The sequence below is a fragment of the Paracoccus sp. N5 genome, assembly GCF_000371965.1.
Classification (GTDB): Bacteria; Pseudomonadota; Alphaproteobacteria; order Rhodobacterales; family Rhodobacteraceae; genus Paracoccus.
Genome location: NZ_AQUO01000001.1, coordinates 818,245 through 834,329, shown reverse-complemented (window position 1 = coordinate 834,329; position 16,085 = coordinate 818,245). Strand labels below are relative to the sequence as shown.

Here is a 16,085-nt window from a genome sequence, read left to right as displayed (position 1 = left end):
TTGCGGAATTGACACAAGCCGCCCGGATGGAACGCCGCGGCGCGGCGGCGCTTGATTACGGCCCCCTGGAACTGGAAAAGCGGGCCATCAGCCAGCCTTGGGCCAGCGAGCATCCGAAATTCGATGGGATGGTCCGCCATGAGCTTTCGCCCCACTCTTTCCCTGGCCGCGCGGGCGCGGCTGTCCACGGCGCTGGGCGCCAGCCTGCTGATCCTGGCCGCCCCGGCCATGGCGCAGGACGATGCCGCCGGCACCGACCAGACCGTTACCCTGGACGAGGTGACGATCACCGCCGCCCCCGGCACGCAGACCGAGGGCACCGACAGCTGGACCACCGAATGGATGCGTTCCGCCACCGGGCTGGTGCTGAGCCAGAAGGAAACCCCGCAGTCCACCAGCGTCATCACCGACGCGCAGATGAAGGACCGCAACATCACCACCATCGCCGAGACGATGGACGCGGCGACCGGCATCACCGTGCAGGCCTATGAAAGCGACCGCATCAACTATTATTCGCGCGGTTTCCCGATTGATGCCTATCAATATGACAGCGCCCCGGTGCCGCGCGACGTGGTCTATCAGTTCGGCGACAACAACCCCGACATGGCACTGTATGACCATGTCGAGATCGTGCGCGGCGCCACTGGCCTGATGTCGGGCGCGGGCGAGCCGGGCGCCTCGATCAACTTCATCCGCAAGCGCCCCACCGAGGACTTCCAGAGCGAGGCCGCCGTCTCGCTGGCCGATCCCAAGGGCGCGCGGGTGGAGGCGGACGTGTCCGGGCCACTGAACGCCTCGGGCACGGTCCGGGGCCGGCTCGTCGGCGTGGTCGACAAGCGGGACGGTTTCCTCGACAACTACACCAAGGACAAATATGTTCTGTTCGGCGCGGTCGAGGTCGACATCGACGAAAACACCGTGTTGTCGACCGGCATCAGCTATCAAAAGACCAATGCCGATGGCGTGACCTGGGCCGGGCTGCCGTCCTTCTATGCCGACGGCGGGCTGATCGACTGGCCCGATGGCTCGACCATGGGCACCGACTGGACCTATGTCGATACCGCGCGGACCGATGCCTTCGCCTCGCTGGAGCACGTGTTCCACAACGGCTGGACCGGCCGGCTGGTGCTCAGCCATATCCGCACCGATTCCGACATGCAGCTGTCCTGGGCCAATGGCGCGCCGGAACGCGACGGCAGCGGCCTGTCGTTGCTATCGGCGGCGAAATACGACGGGCGTTCGGATGTCTCGACGCTGAACGCCATGGTCAACGGCGATTTCCAGGCGATGGGCCGCGACCATCAGTTCGTGCTGGGCGCGATGATGTCCTACGCCTCGGCGACGAATGATTCCTACAGCGCGCTGACCGGCACCGGCACGCCGATCGGGAACGTCTTCGACTGGGACGGCGGTCCGGCCGAGCCGGTGTGGTCTGACGGTCCGACCAGCGTGGGCAAGACCACCGCGCGCCAATACGGCCTCTATGGCACCCTGCAGTTCCATGCCACCGACGAACTGGCGCTGATCGGCGGCGCCCGCGCCAGCTGGTGGAGCGGCAGCGACGCCACCGATGGCGTGACGACGGTGGACTACAGCTATGACGCGGTGATCACCCCCTATGTCGGGGCGACCTATGACTTGACCCCGGTCTGGACTGCCTATGGCAGCATCACCAGCATCTTCAAGCCGCAGCTGGCGCAGGACGTCGACGGCAATTATCTGGACCCGGCCTATGGCTGGAACTACGAGCTGGGGATCAAGGGCGACCCGCTGGACGGCAGGCTCTATGTCTCGGCCGCGATCTTCCAGACCGACCAGAAGGATGTTGCCGAATACCTGTATTACGACCTTGAGGAGGACCGCTCGGTCTATCGCAGCATCGACGGCACCAAGACGCGCGGCTTCGAAGTCGAGGCGGCGGGGGCGATCAACGACCGCTGGAACGTCTCGGCCGGCTATACCTATCGCACCTCCAAGGATCAGGACGGCAACAAGCTCTATGCCGACCAGCCCCAGCACACGCTGAAGCTGGCGACCGACTACCGGTTGGCGGCGTTGCAGGACAGGCTGACCCTGGGCGGGGCGATGCGCTGGCAAAGCGGCACCGACAGCATGGACTTCACCTCCGAGCTGGAACAGCCGAATGTGCACCAGGGCAGCTATGCGGTGTTCGACCTGAACGCCAGATACGACCTCGACGACAGGACCGAGCTGTCGCTCAGCGTGAACAATATCTTCGACAAGAAATATTACGCCACGACCGGCTTCTACGACACCGTGGTCTATGGCGACGGGCGTTCGGCCGAGCTGACGCTGCGCGCCAGGTTCTGATCCGGCGGTGCACGCCCGGTGTACGCGCGGTGTACGCCTGCGGCACGCGAATCACGGCGAAAACCCCGGCAATTGCCGGGGTTTCTGCATTCCGGGCCCGGCGCGGTGCACCGCGCAACGCGCGCAGCCGTTGCGCGGCCTTGCGGCGCGGGGCGAAAGGCGTAACCTTCGGCGCGAAGGAGAGTGTCCCATGCCCGTCAAGAACCGCTTTGCCGAACTGCTGCCCGAGATCACCGCCTGGCGCCGCGACTTTCACGAAAACCCCGAGCTGGACTATGACGTCCACCGCACCGCCGGCCGCGTCGCCGAGCTCTTGCGCGCCTTCGGCGTGGACGAGGTGACCGAGGGCATCGGCCGCACCGGCGTCGTGGGCGTCATCAAGGGCCGTTCGGACAGCCAGGGCAGGGTGATCGGCTTGCGCGCCGACATGGACGCGCTGCCGATCGCCGAAAAGACCGGCGTGGAATATGCCTCGAAAAATCCGGGGGTTATGCATGCTTGCGGCCATGACGGCCATACCGCCATGCTGCTGGGCGCGGCAAAATACCTGGCCGAGACGCGCAATTTCGACGGTCGTGCCGTGGTCATCTTCCAGCCCGCCGAAGAGGGCGGCGGCGGCGGGCGCGCCATGGTCGAGGACGGGCTGGTCGAGCGCTGGGGCATCCAGGAGTTCTATGGCATGCACAACATGCCCGGCTATCCGGTCGGCAGCTTCGCCATCCGCGAAGGCGCCATGATGGCCGCCACCGACCAGTTCGACATCGTGGTGACCGGCAAGGGCGGCCATGCCGCCAAGCCGCATGAGGCCATCGACACCACGCTGGTCGCGGCGCAGATCATCGTGGCGTTGCAATCGGTGGTCTCGCGCAACGTCGACCCGCTGAAAAGCGGCGTGATCTCGGTCTGCGTGGTGCAGACCGACTCGACCGCCCATAACGTCATCCCCCAGGTCGTGACGCTGAAAGGCACCGCCCGCAGCCTGGCCCCCGAGGTGCGCGACCAGCTCGAGGAAGGCATCGCCCGCATCGCCACCAACACCGCCGCCGCCTTTGGCGCCCGGGCGGAGGTGCAATATGAGCGCGGCTATCCGGTGACGATGAACGACCCGCAAGCCACGGTTTACGCGGCAGAAGTCGCGCGCGCGGTCGCGGGTGACGTGAATACCGAGATGGCGCCGCTGATGGCGGGCGAGGATTTCAGCTACATGCTGAACGCGCGGCCCGGCGCCTATATCTTCGTCGGCAACGGCGATACGGCGATGGTGCATCACCCGGCCTATAATTTCGACGACAATGCGATTCCGGCCGGGTCGAGCTGGTATGCCGGCATGGTCGAGGCGCGGATGCCGCTGCCGGCGTGAGCCTTGGCGCCGGGGGCTGTCTGCCCCCGGACCCCCGAGGATATTTCGGCAAGAAAGAAGCAAGGGGCCGTGCGACCCCCCGTCCGTCAGAAATGGATGGCGCGGCCGTAGGCCGAGAGCACGGATTCGTGCATCATCTCGGACAGGGTCGGGTGCGGGAACACCGTCTCCATCAGCTCGGCCTCGGTGGTTTCCAGCGTGCGGCCGACGACATAGCCCTGGACCAGTTCGGTGACTTCGGCGCCGACCATATGGGCGCCCAGCAACTCGCCGGTCCTGGCGTCGAAGACGGTCTTGATCAGGCCTTCGGGTTCGCCGAGCGCGATGGCCTTGCCGTTGCCGATGAAGGGGAAGCGGCCGACCTTGATCTCGTAGCCGGCGGCCTTGGCCTTTTCCTCGGTCAGGCCGACCGAGGCGACCTGCGGGTTGCAATAGGTGCAGCCGGGAATCGCGTTCGGCTTGATCGGGTGCGGGTGCTGGCCGGCGATCAGTTCCGCGACCATGACGCCTTCGTGGCTGGCCTTGTGGGCGAGCCAGGGGGCGCCGGCCACGTCGCCGATGGCATAGAGCCCCTCGACGCCGGTGCGGCAGTATTCGTCGGTCACGACATGGGTGCGGTCGATCCTGGCGCCCAGCTTTTCAAGGCCGAGGTTTTCCACGTTGCCGACGATGCCGACGGCCGAGATCACCGTGTCGAAGTCCTGGGTCTCGGTCTTGCCGTCCCGCTCGATATGGGCGGTGACCTTGCCGGGGGCGCGGTCGAGCTTCTTGACCGTGGCCTTTTCCAGGATCTTCATGCCCTGCTTGACGAATTGCTTCTTGGCCAGGACCGAGATTTCCGCATCCTCGACCGGCAGCACGCGGTCCATGACCTCGACCACCGTGGTGTCGGCGCCCAGGGTGTTGAAGAAGCTGGCGAATTCTATGCCGATGGCGCCCGAGCCGATCACCAGCAGCTTTTTCGGCATCCGCGGCGGTTGCAGCGCGTGCTTGTAGTTCCAGACCAGGTCGCCGTCCGCTTCCAGCCCCGGCAGGTTGCGGGCGCGGGCGCCGGTGGCCAGCACGATGGCCTTGCCGGTGACCTCCTCGGCCCCCTTGTCGGTCTTGACCGCCAGCTTGCCGGGGGCGGTCAGCGTGGCCTCGCCCATGATGACGGTGACCTTGTTCTTTTTCAGCAGGTGGCCGACGCCGCTGGCGAGCTGTTTCGCCACGCCGCGCGAACGCTGCACCACGGCGCCAAGGTCATAGCCGATCTTGTCCGCGGAGAGGCCGAATTCCTTGGCGCGGTGCATCAGGTGGAACACCTCGGCCGAGCGCAACAGCGCCTTGGTCGGGATGCAGCCCCAGTTCAGGCAGATGCCGCCCAGATGCTCGCGTTCGATCACCGCGACCTTCAGGCCCAGCTGCGCGCCGCGGATGGCGCAGACATAGCCGCCCGGGCCGGAACCGATCACCACCATGTCGAAGCTTTGCGCCATGGAATTCCCCCTCTGGAAAAAGATAGTTCAGCGTTAAACCATTTTTCAGGCATCCACAAGCGACAGCTTGCCGGAGACCAGCGCACCATAGCCCCCGGCCTGCATCACGCGGGTTTCCGCCGCAGTCGGGCTGCGGCCCAAGGCGGCGTTGCGCCAGGGGAAGCGGCCGAATTTCGCGATCGTGTCGCGGTGGATCTGCGCGTGGCGCAGGCTTTCGCCCGGCATGAACTCCTGGAACAGCGCCACGGCGCGGTCCTGGTCGGCCAGATCCTCGGAATGCTCGAAGGGCATGAAGAAGAACTGCCGCGCCGGCAGGTCGATGCGCTGGGGGAAGCCGCGGTCGAGCGCGGCGCGGGCCAGCTCGCGCGCCAGCGGGTCGGTCGCGAAGGCGCGGGCGTCCTCGCGGAACAGGTTGCGCGGGAACTGGTCGGTCAGGATAAGCGCGGCCAGCGCGGCCTCGGGCGTTGCGGCCCAGGTGGGGGCCAGTTCGGCGGCGCGTTCCCATGTCGGCAGGAAGCGCTGGCGGATGGTCGCGTCCAGCGGGTCCGAGCGGACATACCAGCCGGTTTCGCCGACCTCATCGAGCCAGAAGCGGTTGATCGCCTGCGGGGTGACGGTTTCGGTCATGCTCGGCCCTCCGTTTCCGAAGGATGGTTGCAGAGCCGGCCGGCCGCCGCAACCCCGTCAGTCCGAGCGCGGGCCGTCGTCGGGTCCGGCGGTCTCCAGCGCCGCCTCGACCGCGATGGGGGTGGCCGAGGGGGCGATGACCGCAAAGCTCTGGTCCAGCATGGGCGCTGGGCGGCGGGTGCGGCGATAGAAGGTGTAAAGCGCCAGCAGCGCCAGCAGGGCGCCGATATAGATCCAGAACCCGTCCGGGCCCAGCCAGGACATCAGCCAGCCGGTGATCAGCGGCCCGGCCATGGCGCCCAGCCCGTTGATGAACAGCAGCCCGGCCGAGGCCGCCGCCATGTCGCTGTTGTCGAGAAAGTCGTTGGTATAGGCCAGCAGCAGCGAATAGACCGGGTTGGCGACGCCGCCGACCACGGCCGCCGCCAGCAGCAGGCCCCAGATGCCGGGTTGCACCAGCACCGTCGCGCCCGCCACCGCCGCACCCAGCAGCGCCAGGCCCAGGACGATCAGCCGCCGGTCGCCGTGGTCCGAAAACCAGCCCACCGGATATTGCAGCAAGAGGCCGCCCGCATAGATCGCCGCGACGAAGGCCGAGATCTCGCGCACCGACAGGCCCTTCATCGAGCCCCAGACCGAGGCCATGCCGAACAGCGCCGAGAACACCCCGCCCATCAGGAACATGCCGATGCAGCCCAGCGGCGAGGCGGCGAAGAGGTCGCGGAAGCTCATCCGCTTCAGCGTGGCGAATTGCGGCGCCGGCTGGCGCGACAGCAGGATCGGCAGGAAGGACAGGCTGACCAGCACCGAGGGGATGACGAACAGCAGGTAGCCCGCCGGGTCGGCCGTGTTCATCAGCAGCTGCGCCGTGATGATGCCCAGCATCTGCATGATCATATAGGCCGAAAGCGCCTGGCCGCGCGTCTCGTTGCTGGTCGAGGCATTGAGCCAGCTTTCCGCGGTGATGTAGACGCCCGAGAAGCAGAAGCCGATCAGAAGCCGCATCGCCGCCCAGGCCAGCCATTCGGGCGCGGCGGCGTAAAGGATCAGCACCGAGGAGATCAGCGAGCCGAGCGCCGCGAAGACCCGGACGTGGCCGACGCTGCGGATCATCTGCGGCACCACGCGCGAACCCAGCAGGAAGCCGCCGAAATAGGCCGCCATCACCACCGACATCTGCGTGGTCGAGATGCCCTCGATCTTGCCGCGCACGCCCAGCAGGGTGCCCTGCATGCCATTGCCGACCATCAGCAGAAGGATGCCCAGCAAGAGCGGCCAGGTGGTGCGCAGAACGGTCAGCATCATTCCCTCGACGGTATCAGAAGCGAGGCATCGCCATAGCTGAAGAAGCGATAGCCCGATTCGACGGCATGGCGATAGATGGCGCGGATGCGGTCCTGGCCCATCAGGGCCGAGACCAGCATCAGCAGCGTCGATTTCGGCAGGTGGAAATTCGTCATCAGCGCATCCGTCACCCGGAAGCGATAGCCCGGATAGATGAAGATTTCGGTCACGTCCCGGAACGGCTCGACCCGGCCCTCGGGCGTGGCCGCCGATTCGATCAGGCGCAGCGCCGTGGTGCCGACCGGGATCACCCTGCCGCCGGCGGCGCGGGTGGCATTGATCGCGGCGGCGGCCTCGGGGGTGACCTCGCCCCATTCGCCGTGCATCTTGTGGGTGGTCACGTCCTCGACCTTGACCGGCAGGAAGGTGCCGGCGCCGACATGCAGCGTGACATGCGCGAAACGCACGCCGCGCGCGCGCAGCGCCGCCAGCAGCGGCTCGTCGAAATGCAGGCTGGCGGTGGGGGCGGCGACGGCGCCGGAATGGCGCGCCCAGACGGTCTGGTAATCGGTCCGGTCGGCCTCGTCCGGGGCGCGCAGCGCGGCGATATAGGGCGGCAGCGGCATGGCGCCGACCTGGGCCAGCGCCGCGTCGAAGGCCTCGCCCGTGGCGTCGAAGCGCAGCCGCAGCCCGGCGTCGCCGATCTCGGCCACCTCGGCCGACAGCGCGTCCGAGAAGCGGATCACCTCGCCCTGCTTCAGCTTGCGCAGGGGCTTCGCCAGGGCATTCCAGCCATCGGCGGCGGGTTCCAGCAGCGTGATCTCGATCTTGGCCACCGCATCGCCCTGCGGCGTGGCGCGCCGGCGGGTGCCGGTCAGCCGCGCCGGGATGACCTTGGTGTCGTTCAGCACCAGAAGGTCGCCCGGCCCCAGCAGCGCGGCCAGGTCGGCCACATGCAGGTCGCGGATCGTCCCGCCTTCGGCCAGCAGCAGCCGCGCCGAGGACCGCGGCCGCGCGGGGCGCGTCGCGATCAGCCCCTCGGGCAGGTGGAAGTCGAAATCCTCAAGTCTCATGCCCGGGTTCTGTCCCTGCCGCGCCGGGGCGTCAAGCCGCCCGCGCCGCGATGAAGCCAAAGTGAAAAACTCGGACTTTACTTCGCCGAGCGAATCTGTCAGATATGGCGCAATCAAGGTGAGCTCATGATCGTCTGCCATTGCACCCAGATTTCCGACCACGACATCAAGGCGGCTGTCGACTGGATGCGGGCCTCGGACCCCGAGACGATCATCACCCCCGGCAAGATCTATCACGCGCTTGGCAAGCGCGCGGATTGTGGCGGCTGTATGCCCTTGTTTCTGGACACCATGCGCGGATGCGATAATCTGGCCGTGCCCCCCATCCTGCGGGGGCTGAAAGCCACGCGCAAAGGGGAAAGCCATGAAGGGCGACGCCAAGGTCATCGAGTATCTCAACGCAGCGCTTCGGTCTGAGCTTACCGCGGTCAGCCAGTATTGGCTGCATTATCGGCTGCAACAGGATTGGGGTTTCGGCAAGATTGCCGACAAGTCGCGCGCCGAATCCATCGAGGAAATGAACCACGCCGATCGGTTGATCGAGCGAATCATCTTCCTGGAAGGCCATCCCAACCTGCAGAAGCTGGACCCGCTGCGGATCGGCCAGAACCTCAAGGAGACCCTCGAGTCGGATCTGGCGGCCGAGCATGACGCCCGCACGCTCTATATCGAGGCGCGTGAATACTGCTCCAACGTCGGCGATTATGTCAGCAAGAACCTGTTCGATGATTTGCTGACCGACGAGGAAGGCCATATCGACTTCCTCGAGACCCAGCTGGATCTCTACGCCTCCATCGGCGAACAGAACTATGGCCTGCTGAACGCCAAGTCGGCCGACCAGGCCGAGTGACGGCACGAGACTCTCGCGCTTCAGGGGGCCCTCGCGGCCCCCTTTAATGTTTCAGCCCAGCCAATCCGTCGCCAGCGCCGGCAGCTCGTCGAAATGGCGCAGCATCGCCTCGGGCGCCAGCCGCGACAGGCCCTCGCCCTCGGGACCGAAGGCGACCAGCGCCACCCGCACCCCGGCAGCCGAAGCGGTCTTGCGGTCGGTCTCGGTATCGCCGACCAGGAAAGAGCGTGCGACAACGCCGCCCGCGCCCTCGACGGCGGCGCGATAGGGCCGGGGGTCGGGCTTGCGCACCGGCAGCGTGTCGGCGCCGATCATGGCGGCGAAACGCTCGCGGATGCCCAGCTCGCGCAGCAGCACCTCGGCCAGGGCAGAGGGCTTGTTGGTGCAGACCGCCAGCCGGTGGCCGGCGTCGGCCAGCCGGTCCAGCGCCGCCTCGGTGCCGGGGTAAAGCCGGGTATGGGTGGCGATGGCCGCGCCGTAATGGCCCAGCAGGCGCGGATAGTCCTCCTCCTCGGCGCCCGGGGGCAGCAGCGTATCGGCGGGAAGCCGCCCATAGCCGGCGCGGAGCATGGCCCGGCCGCCGTGAAACGCGATCAGCGCATCCGCAACCGGATCCAGCAGGTCGCCCAGCCCGCGGGTTTGAAAACAGGCGTTTGCCGCCGCGATCAGGTCGGCCGAGGTGTCGGCCAGCGTGCCGTCCAGGTCGAAGACCACCGTTCCCGCCATGTTGTAACCTTCCGTCAAGATGTTTGATCCGCCGGGGCCTTTCCCGATCCCCGTCCTCTAGGTAGAACGCCCGGCAAGGACAAGAAACAGGCAAGAGGGCAGTATGACCGAGAAACCCGTCGCGCTGATCGTGCTGGCCGCCGGACAGGGCAGCCGCATGCAGTCGGACCTGCCCAAGGTGCTGCACCGCCTGGGCGGCGTGCCGCTGGTCGGTCATGCCCTGGCCGCAGGCCGCAGCCTGGCGCCCGAAACCGTGGTGGTCGTCGCCGGCCACGGCGCCGCGCTGGTGCAGAAGGCGGTCGCGAAGCTGGACCCCGAGGCGCAGATCGCCCTGCAAGAGGAACAGCTGGGCACCGCCCATGCCGTCCGCCAGGCCCTGCCGCTGCTCGAAGGCTTCGAGGGTCGGGTGCTGGTGCTTTACGGCGACACGCCCTTCATCGCCGAGGAAACGCTCGGCATGTTGGCGACCCACCCCTCGGACGTGATCGTGCTGGGCTTCGAGGCCGCCGATCCCGGCCGCTATGGCCGGCTGGTCACCGGCCCGGACGGTTTGGAGCGCATTGTCGAATACAAGGACGCCGACGAGGCCACGCGGGCGATCCGGCTGGTGAACTCGGGCGTGCTGGCCGCCGATGCGGCGACGCTGCGCGAGATCCTGCCGCAGATCGGCAACCGCAACGCGGCGGGCGAATATTACCTGACCGACTTGGCCGGCCTGGCGCGCGCCGCCGGGCTGCGCGTCGATGTCGTCACCTGCGACGAAGCCGAAACGCTGGGCATCAACACCCGCGCCGAACTGGCCGCCGCCGAGGCGGCCTTCCAGGCCCGCGCCCGCGCGCAGGCGCTGGAGGACGGGGTGACGCTGTCGGATCCGGCGACGGTCTGGTTCGCGCTTGACACCTGCATCGGCCGCGACGCGGTGATCGGGCAGAACGTGGTCTTCGGCCCCGGCGTGACCGTCGAAAGCGGCGCCGAGATCCTGCCCTTCTGCCATCTTGAAGGCTGCCATGTCAGCGCCGGCGCCACCGTCGGCCCCTTTGCCCGGCTGCGGCCCGGGGCGGAACTGGGCGGCGACGTGCATGTCGGCAATTTCGTCGAGATCAAGAATTCGGTGCTGGACGAAGGCGTCAAGGTCGGCCACCTGACCTATCTCGGCGACGCCCATATCGGCGAGGCGACCAATATCGGCGCCGGCACCATCACCTGCAATTACGACGGCGTCGGCAAGCACCGGACCGAGATCGGCGCCCATGCCTTCATCGGCTCGGACACCATGCTGGTGGCGCCGGTCCGGGTGGGGGCGCGGGCGATGACCGGCTCGGGCTCGGTCATCACCGAGGACGTGCCGGACGATGCACTGGCGCTGGGCCGCGCGAAACAGGTGACCAAGCCTGGCCTCGCCACCCGGCTGATGCAGGCCCTGCGCCAGAAAAAGGGGAGCTGAGCCATGTGCGGCATCATCGGAATCCTGGGCCAGCACGAGGTCTCGCCGCAGCTGGTCGAGGCGCTGAAGCGGCTGGAATATCGCGGCTATGACAGCGCCGGGGTGGCGACGGTGGACGACGCCGGCCGGCTGGATCGGCGCCGGGCGGTGGGCAAGCTGGTGAACCTCTCGGACCGGCTGGTGCATGAGCCGCTGACCGGCCATGCCGGCATCGGACACACCCGCTGGGCCACGCATGGCGCCGCGACCGAGGTCAACGCCCATCCCCATCGCCGCGGTCCGGTCGCCGTGGTCCATAACGGCATCATCGAGAACTTCCGCGAGCTGCGCGACGAGGTGATCGCGCTGGGCCTGCAACCGGAATCGCAGACCGACACCGAAACCGTGGCGCTGCTGACCGCCTGGCACATGGCGCAGGGCATGGATGCGGCCGAGGCGGCGCGCGCGACGCTGGCCCGCCTGCACGGCGCCTTTGCCCTGGCCTTCCTGTTCGAGGGCGAGCCCGACCTGATGATCGCCGCCCGCAAGGGCAGCCCGCTGGCCGTGGGCCATGGCGAGGGCGAGATGTTCCTGGGCTCGGACGCCATCGCGCTGGCGCCTTTTACCGACCGCATCACCTATCTCGAGGACGGCGACCACGCCATCATCCGCCGCTCGGGCGCCGAGATCTTCGACGCCGCGGGCCGCCCGGCCAATCGCGAGATCCAGCAGATCGACGTCGGCGCCACCCAGATCGACAAGGGCGGCTATCGGCATTTCATGGCAAAGGAGATCGCGGAACAACCGGTTGTTTTGGGCGATGCGCTGAACCACTATATCAAGGGCGACCGCATCGTCCTGCCCGATGCGCTGGATTTCAGCGCCGTGGACCGGCTGACGCTGGTCGGTTGCGGCACCGCCTATTACGCGGCCCATGTCGCGCGCTACTGGTTCGAGTCCCTGGCGGGCCTGCCCTGCGATCTGGACGTGGCCTCGGAGTTCCGTTATCGCGAGCCGCCGCTGTCGCCGAAAAGCTGGGCGCTCTTCGTCAGCCAGTCGGGCGAGACGGCGGACACCTTGGCGGCGCTGCATTACGCCCGGGACAAGGTGGCGCGCACGGTCGGCGTGGTGAATGTCGGCACCTCGGCCATCGCCCGCGATGCCGACATCGCCCTGCCGACGCTGGCCGGGATCGAGGTCGGCGTGGCTTCCTCCAAGGCCTTCACCTGCCAGCTGGCGGTGCTGGCGGTGCTGGCGCTGAAGGCGGCGCGGGACCGGGGGCGGCTGACGGAGGCGGAGCTTGCCGCGCATCTTTCCGACCTGCGCAGCCTGCCGGGGCTGCTGAACCAGGCGCTGGCGCTCAGCGACATCTGCCGCCGGCTGGCCGGCTGGCTGTCCGAGGCGCAGGACGTGCTGTATCTGGGCCGCGGCCCGCTTTACCCGGTGGCGCTGGAGGGGGCGCTGAAGCTGAAGGAACTCAGCTATATCCACGCCGAGGGCTATGCCTCGGGCGAGCTGAAGCATGGGCCGATCGCGCTGATCGACCGCAATGTGCCGGTGGTGGTGCTGGCGCCGCGCGACGGGCTGTTCGACAAGACCGTCTCGAACATGCAGGAGGTCATGGCGCGGCACGGGCAGGTGCTGCTGATCTCGGACCCGGAGGGCATCGAGGCGGCGGGTCAGGGCTTCAAGGCGGCCTTGGCGATGCCCACGGGCGGCGGGATGTTCCAGCCGATCCTTTATGCGCTGCCGATGCAATATCTGGCCTATCACACGGCGGTCGCCAAGGGCACCGACGTGGACCAGCCGCGCAACCTGGCGAAATCGGTGACGGTGGAATAGGGCGGAAACGGCAGTCGGGCGACCGGCTGCCGTGCGGCCGTTCAGGCGGCCTTGACCAGCACGATGTCGCTGCTGCGGCGCTGCGCGACCGGCAGGGCCTGGTAAAGCGCATGGTCGCGCACCACCAGCAGCCGGGCCGAGTTGCCCTCGCGCGCGGCCTTGAGGTTCTGGGCGCTGGTCTTTTCCAGATCCCCCAGCGCGATCGGCAGGGTCGAGGCGATGAACAGCGATTTCGCCTCGAAGACCCGGGCGACATAGCGGTCGAAGCCTTCGATGGTCCAGGTCGTGGCGGCGCCGTCGCCCTCGGCATTGACGATCAGCGCCAGCGACCAGACGCCTTGCGCGTCGGTGGTCGCCTCGACCTTCTGGGTCACGACGCGCACGCCGTCGTCGAACACGTCCGATCCGTTCAGCGTCGCGACGATCTTGCCCCCGGCGATGGGGGCCAGGGTGGCGTCGGTCAGCACGCCCCCGACAATGGCCTTGTTCGGCATCTCTTGCTCCTATGCTTTCACGGCCCCGGCATTATCCCGGCGATTCGCGCGGGTTGCGGGCCGGGGCGAAGCAACGCGCCGTCAGGCCGGCACGTCCTCGGCCAGCATGCCCCGGCTTTGCCGCCACAGGTCGGGCGTGGTGCCCTCGGTCTCGCGGAAGACGCGGATCAGGTGCGAGGCGTCGCAGAAGCCGGTCTCCTCGGCGATGCGGGTGACGGTGCGGTCGGTGCGCGCGAGCAGCATCCGCGCCTGCGCCAGCCGGATGCGGATCGAGGCATCGGCGGGCGGGATGCCCAGGTCGGCGTTGAAATGCCGCTCCAGCTTGCGCCGGCCGACGCCCAGGTCGCGGGCGATGCGGGCGATGGGCAGGGGCGCGTGCAGGTTCTGCTGCATGGCGAGCAGCGCGCGGCGCACCAGCGGGTCGCGGGCGTGCAGTTCCAGCGGCAGGCCGGGCTGCGGGCGGTCGCCCTCCATCGGCTCGTCGATCATCAGGATCGACAGCGCCTTGCGCGCCGCCGCCCGGCCCAGGTGGCGGTCGATCAGGAAGGCGGCCAGATGCGCCGCGCTGACCCCGCCCGAGCAGGACAGCCGGTCGCGGTCCACCACGAAGATCTGGTCCGAGACCGGGCGCATCTTTTCGAATTCGGCCAGGAAATCCTGGTGGTGGAACCAACTGACGCAGCAGCGATAGCCGTCCATCAGCCCGAAGCGCGCCATCGAGAACACCGCGGTGCAAAGCCCGGCCAGCGGCACGCGCGCCTGCGCCGCGCGTTTCAGGAAGGCGCCCTGTTCCGGCGACAGGCCAGGGCCGCCGTCGATCAGCCCGCCCACCGCGACGATATAGTCGAAGCGCGCGGGGTCGCCCAGCCGCTCGTCCGGCTCGATGCGGATGCCGCAGGAGCTTTGCACCGGCGCCATGTCGGCCGAGAGCACGCGCCAGCGGCAGCGGATCGGCCGCGAGCCGTCGCCGTCGTCGGCCGCCAGCCGCAGCACGTCGACGAAGGTGGCAAAGGCCGACAGCGTGAAGCGCGGCGCCAGCAGGAAGCCGATGCGCAGGCGGGTCGGGTTCTGGTCGGGGGCAGGGTCTGGCTCGGGCATCTGTCGCTATTCATCCATGGCTCGCGTCGCGATCATGCCATGTTTTTCGCGCCGGTCCAGCGATTCCCTTCAGCCGCGCGTCGGCAGCACCGCGGTGGCCTGCGCGGCCTGATCCGCGTCCCCGGCACCGTCGCCGGCATCGACGATCTCGCGCGCTTCCTCCTCGTCCTCGTCCTCCAGCGCGGGCGGGTCTTCGCCGGCCAGGAAATTGCCGAATTTCTCGAGCCCCGGAATGTGGTCCGCCAGCACCCGCATGACGACCAGGATCGGCACCGCGACGATCATGCCGATCACCGACCAGAGCCAGGCCCAGAGCGCCACGGTCAGGAAGACGACGACCGTGTTCAGCTGCAGCTTGCGCGACACGAAATAGGGCGTGATCAGCTGGCCCTCGATGGCCGAGATGCCGAAATAGGTCAGGCCGACCATGAAGGGCGTGAACAGGTCCTCATAGACGAAAAGCCCGACCAGCATGGTGATGATGACGCCGGTGATCGGCCCTAGATAGGGGATGTAGTTCAGCAGGAACACTGCCAGGCCAAAGAGCATCGGGCTGGGCATGCCCCAGGCCCACATCGCCAGCCCGACCGCGATGCCCAGGCAGGCGTTGATCAGCGTGATCGCGCCCAGATAGGCGCCCAGCGAGTCCTCGATCTCGCGCAGCGCCAGATAGGCCGCGCGCTTTTCGCGCATCGAATCGAAGCTCTGCACGATCTTGAGATACAGCAGGTCGCCCGATGACAGCAGGAAGAACAGCAGGAACAGCGTCAGGATGATCTGGCCGACGAAGGCCGGGCCCAGGTTCAGCACGCTGACCAGGGTCGAGGTCTGCGGTGCGGCGTTCACCTCGACCTGGATCTTCTGGTCCGGGGTCTGCGGCGTGCCGGGCTGCGGGATCGGCGTCAGCGTCCCGGTCAGCGTCGCATCCGGCGCGGGGGCGCCGGGGGCGGGCTTGGTCTCGGGCTTGGCGCCGCCGCCGCCGGTCAGCTCGTCGATCTTTTCCGCCGCGCGCTCCAGGCCGCGGAAGTTGCTGCGCAATTCGGTGAAGCGCTGCTCCAGCCGGTCGCCGATCTGCGACGAGTTCTCGATCAGCCGGTTCACCGGGCCCGAGATCATGAAGCCGATCACCACCACCGACACCACCAGGCCCAGCGAGACGATGGTGGCGGTGACGACGGCGCCGATGCCCAGCCGCTCCATCAGCCGGCGGAAGGGCACGAAGACGAAGAACAGCAGAAAGGCCAGCGTCACCGGCATCAGGAAGTCCCGCGCCTGGGCAAAGAAGGTGAAGAGCAGGAACAGGAAGATGCCGATCACCGCCCAGTTGGCGACGCGGGGCAGGGGGTGCTTTTCGGTCCGGGGGAAGGACGGGAACTTGTGATTGTCTGGCGGAACCATGAAGCTGCCCGATCCTTTCGCGACGGCTGGAAGCAAGCTGAAACGCCGACCCCGCCCGGAGGTTCCTGCGGGCGGGGTGCGCGTGTCGGAAATTCTGCCGG

General features: G+C 67.8%; 14 protein-coding genes. 6 read left to right on the top strand and 8 right to left on the bottom strand.

Annotated features, from left to right (window positions below):
• Positions 1-138 precede the first annotated feature (138 nt).
• The gene (locus PARN5_RS0104215; protein WP_017998526.1) at positions 139-2,331 is read left to right on the top strand and encodes a TonB-dependent siderophore receptor; all 2,193 of its coding nucleotides are present in this window, start codon (positions 139-141) and stop codon (positions 2,329-2,331) included.
• Positions 2,332-2,521: 190 nt separating this feature from the next.
• Positions 2,522-3,691, top strand: a complete 1,170-nt coding sequence (locus PARN5_RS0104210; protein WP_017998525.1) for a M20 aminoacylase family protein — start codon at positions 2,522-2,524, stop codon at positions 3,689-3,691.
• Between the two features lie 86 nt (positions 3,692-3,777).
• Here the strand turns inward: PARN5_RS0104210 and lpdA are convergent, their stop codons facing one another.
• Genes lpdA through queA form a run of 4 tightly spaced genes read right to left on the bottom strand, consistent with a single transcriptional unit; the run spans position 3,778 to position 8,153 of the window.
• Positions 3,778-5,169: a dihydrolipoyl dehydrogenase gene (lpdA, locus tag PARN5_RS0104205; protein ID WP_017998524.1), complete on the bottom strand. Its 1,392-nt coding sequence runs from the start codon at positions 5,167-5,169 to the stop codon at positions 3,778-3,780.
• A gap of 45 nt (positions 5,170-5,214) precedes the next feature.
• The gene (locus PARN5_RS0104200; RefSeq protein WP_017998523.1) at positions 5,215-5,796 is read right to left on the bottom strand and encodes a DUF924 family protein; all 582 of its coding nucleotides are present in this window, start codon (positions 5,794-5,796) and stop codon (positions 5,215-5,217) included.
• A gap of 57 nt (positions 5,797-5,853) precedes the next feature.
• Positions 5,854-7,098: an MFS transporter gene (locus PARN5_RS0104195; protein ID WP_017998522.1), complete on the bottom strand. Its 1,245-nt coding sequence runs from the start codon at positions 7,096-7,098 to the stop codon at positions 5,854-5,856.
• Entirely contained in the window at positions 7,098-8,153 is a 1,056-nt protein-coding gene (queA, locus tag PARN5_RS0104190; protein WP_017998521.1) for a tRNA preQ1(34) S-adenosylmethionine ribosyltransferase-isomerase QueA, read from the bottom strand. Before queA ends, PARN5_RS0104195 begins: the two co-directional genes overlap by 1 nt.
• 126 nt (positions 8,154-8,279) lie before the next feature.
• Here queA and PARN5_RS23290 point away from each other — a divergent pair, with 126 nt between their 5' ends.
• Together PARN5_RS23290 and bfr are read left to right on the top strand one after the other, a co-directional pair.
• Positions 8,280-8,570, top strand: a complete 291-nt coding sequence (locus tag PARN5_RS23290) for a (2Fe-2S)-binding protein (RefSeq protein ID WP_081614927.1) — start codon at positions 8,280-8,282, stop codon at positions 8,568-8,570.
• Positions 8,518-9,003: a bacterioferritin gene (bfr, locus tag PARN5_RS0104180; protein WP_017998519.1), complete on the top strand. Its 486-nt coding sequence runs from the start codon at positions 8,518-8,520 to the stop codon at positions 9,001-9,003. Before PARN5_RS23290 ends, bfr begins: the two co-directional genes overlap by 53 nt.
• A gap of 51 nt (positions 9,004-9,054) precedes the next feature.
• Here bfr and PARN5_RS0104175 read toward each other — a convergent pair whose 3' ends face one another.
• Entirely contained in the window at positions 9,055-9,729 is a 675-nt protein-coding gene (locus tag PARN5_RS0104175; RefSeq protein ID WP_017998518.1) for an HAD-IA family hydrolase, read from the bottom strand.
• A 103-nt stretch (positions 9,730-9,832) separates the two neighbouring features.
• Here PARN5_RS0104175 and glmU point away from each other — a divergent pair, with 103 nt between their 5' ends.
• Both glmU and glmS read left to right on the top strand, forming a co-directional pair.
• Positions 9,833-11,173, top strand: a complete 1,341-nt coding sequence (glmU, locus tag PARN5_RS0104170; protein ID WP_017998517.1) for a bifunctional UDP-N-acetylglucosamine diphosphorylase/glucosamine-1-phosphate N-acetyltransferase GlmU — start codon at positions 9,833-9,835, stop codon at positions 11,171-11,173.
• Positions 11,174-11,176: 3 nt separating this feature from the next.
• Positions 11,177-12,994 (top strand): glutamine--fructose-6-phosphate transaminase (isomerizing), encoded by a 1,818-nt coding sequence (gene glmS, locus PARN5_RS0104165; RefSeq protein ID WP_017998516.1) that lies wholly within the window; start codon positions 11,177-11,179, stop codon positions 12,992-12,994.
• Positions 12,995-13,035: 41 nt separating this feature from the next.
• On the opposite strand, the gene PARN5_RS0104160 is transcribed toward glmS, so the two are convergent.
• The 3 genes from PARN5_RS0104160 to PARN5_RS0104150 all read right to left on the bottom strand — a co-directional run bounded on the left by PARN5_RS0104160 (position 13,036) and on the right by PARN5_RS0104150 (position 15,984).
• Positions 13,036-13,488: a hypothetical protein gene (locus PARN5_RS0104160; RefSeq protein ID WP_017998515.1), complete on the bottom strand. Its 453-nt coding sequence runs from the start codon at positions 13,486-13,488 to the stop codon at positions 13,036-13,038.
• Between the two features lie 81 nt (positions 13,489-13,569).
• Positions 13,570-14,586, bottom strand: a complete 1,017-nt coding sequence (locus PARN5_RS0104155; protein WP_017998514.1) for a GlxA family transcriptional regulator — start codon at positions 14,584-14,586, stop codon at positions 13,570-13,572.
• A 69-nt stretch (positions 14,587-14,655) separates the two neighbouring features.
• The gene (locus PARN5_RS0104150; protein WP_017998513.1) at positions 14,656-15,984 is read right to left on the bottom strand and encodes an AI-2E family transporter; all 1,329 of its coding nucleotides are present in this window, start codon (positions 15,982-15,984) and stop codon (positions 14,656-14,658) included.
• Between the last annotated feature and the right edge of the window lie 101 nt (positions 15,985-16,085).

Bases quoted from the DNA above. Each gene is read 5' to 3' on its own strand.
- PARN5_RS0104210 (WP_017998525.1), top strand. From the start codon at position 2,522: ATGCCCGTCAAGAACCGCTTTGCCGAACTGCTGCCCGAGATCACCGCC.
- PARN5_RS0104195 (WP_017998522.1), bottom strand. From the start codon at position 7,098: ATGCTGACCGTTCTGCGCACCACCTGGCCGCTCTTGCTGGGCATCCTT.
- PARN5_RS0104215 (WP_017998526.1), top strand. From the start codon at position 139: ATGAGCTTTCGCCCCACTCTTTCCCTGGCCGCGCGGGCGCGGCTGTCC.
- lpdA (WP_017998524.1), bottom strand. From the start codon at position 5,169: ATGGCGCAAAGCTTCGACATGGTGGTGATCGGTTCCGGCCCGGGCGGC.
- PARN5_RS23290 (WP_081614927.1), top strand. From the start codon at position 8,280: ATGATCGTCTGCCATTGCACCCAGATTTCCGACCACGACATCAAGGCG.
- glmS (WP_017998516.1), top strand. From the start codon at position 11,177: ATGTGCGGCATCATCGGAATCCTGGGCCAGCACGAGGTCTCGCCGCAG.
- PARN5_RS0104200 (WP_017998523.1), bottom strand. From the start codon at position 5,796: ATGACCGAAACCGTCACCCCGCAGGCGATCAACCGCTTCTGGCTCGAT.
- glmU (WP_017998517.1), top strand. From the start codon at position 9,833: ATGACCGAGAAACCCGTCGCGCTGATCGTGCTGGCCGCCGGACAGGGC.
- bfr (WP_017998519.1), top strand. From the start codon at position 8,518: ATGAAGGGCGACGCCAAGGTCATCGAGTATCTCAACGCAGCGCTTCGG.
- PARN5_RS0104160 (WP_017998515.1), bottom strand. From the start codon at position 13,488: ATGCCGAACAAGGCCATTGTCGGGGGCGTGCTGACCGACGCCACCCTG.
- queA (WP_017998521.1), bottom strand. From the start codon at position 8,153: ATGAGACTTGAGGATTTCGACTTCCACCTGCCCGAGGGGCTGATCGCG.
- PARN5_RS0104155 (WP_017998514.1), bottom strand. From the start codon at position 14,586: ATGCCCGAGCCAGACCCTGCCCCCGACCAGAACCCGACCCGCCTGCGC.
- PARN5_RS0104150 (WP_017998513.1), bottom strand. From the start codon at position 15,984: ATGGTTCCGCCAGACAATCACAAGTTCCCGTCCTTCCCCCGGACCGAA.
- PARN5_RS0104175 (WP_017998518.1), bottom strand. From the start codon at position 9,729: ATGGCGGGAACGGTGGTCTTCGACCTGGACGGCACGCTGGCCGACACC.